Here is a 1,209-nt window from a genome sequence, read left to right on the forward strand (position 1 = left end):
CATTCGTATCCAGCTTGCTGTCCCCTGCCGTTACACTGTCAATATTCAGATCACGGTTTAAGCCATACTGAATCGTACTGCCGGTCTTGGTCACTTTCAGGTTCGTTTCACCTGCAACCGTACCAATATCAACCGTATCACCAGCTTTTACTGCAGCCGCATTGGTACCATTGCTTTGTAAAGTCCAGCCTTTGTCTAATGCCGTGATCGCATCGCCCACGTTATTGACGTTGTTGCCATTCACAGTATAGGTCGGTGAGCTTACTGCACCTGTTGTGCTGTCATAGCTTGCACCACCACCCAGATTATTGGCTGTACTGTTGCCCAAGGCATCGGTCTTGTTGTTGCTTGATGTGCTTAATGCATCAAGCTGCCCTTTGTTTACTGCATCGGTTGCTGCTGTGCCCGCACCGACATTGGTAACTTTCTCACCATTTGCATCCAGTCCATTCGCTGTCAGCTTCCCTGCAAACACCGGAGCATCTGCAAGTTGAATATCAACGGTATTGCCACTGATAACCGTTTTAACATTCGAGTTCGAGCCAGACGCTGTCAGGCCACCTGTGATATTCAGGGTTTCACCCAATTTACGGTCAACACTGCCACTGTTACCCGCAAAGGTAATCGGTTTAACCACTTCATTGTTCAAGTTAGTTAAGGCATCACCGACATTATTGGCATTAACTGTTGTACCGTCAGTTTTAGTGGTGACATAAGTTGGTGAGCTTACTGCACCTGTAGTGCTGTCATAGCTTGCACCACCACCCAGATTATTAGCTGTACTGTTACCCAAGGCATCGGTCTTGTTGTTGCTTGACGTACTTAACGCATCAAGCTGGCCTTTGTTTACTGCATCGGTAGCATTGGTGCCTGCTGCTACGTTACTGATTGTGTTGCCTGCAGCATCAATACCAGTCTTGGTCACACTTGGTCCACCAGTGATGGTTAAACCATTCGTATCCAGCTTGCTGTCACCTGCCGTTACACTGTCAATATTCAGATCACGATTTAAGCCATACTGAATCGTATTGCCAGTCTTGGTCACTTTCAGGTTGTTTTCACCTGCAACCGTACCAATATCAACCGTATCACCAGCTTTTACTGCAGCCGCATTGGTACCATTGCTTTGTAAAGTCCAGCCTTTGTCCAGTGCAGTGATCGCATCGCCCACGTTATTCACGTTGTTGCCATTCACAGTATAGGTCGGTG

1 pseudogene is annotated in these 1,209 nt (G+C 47.4%); it reads right to left on the reverse strand.

The features are described 5' to 3' along the window. Window positions 1–1,209: pseudogene (locus ACG59Z_RS18730) on the reverse strand (hypothetical protein); the annotation flags it as partial.

The sequence above is a fragment of the Acinetobacter sp. ABJ_C1_1 genome, from assembly GCF_044684115.1.
Taxonomy (GTDB): Bacteria; Pseudomonadota; Gammaproteobacteria; order Pseudomonadales; family Moraxellaceae; genus Acinetobacter; species Acinetobacter nosocomialis_A.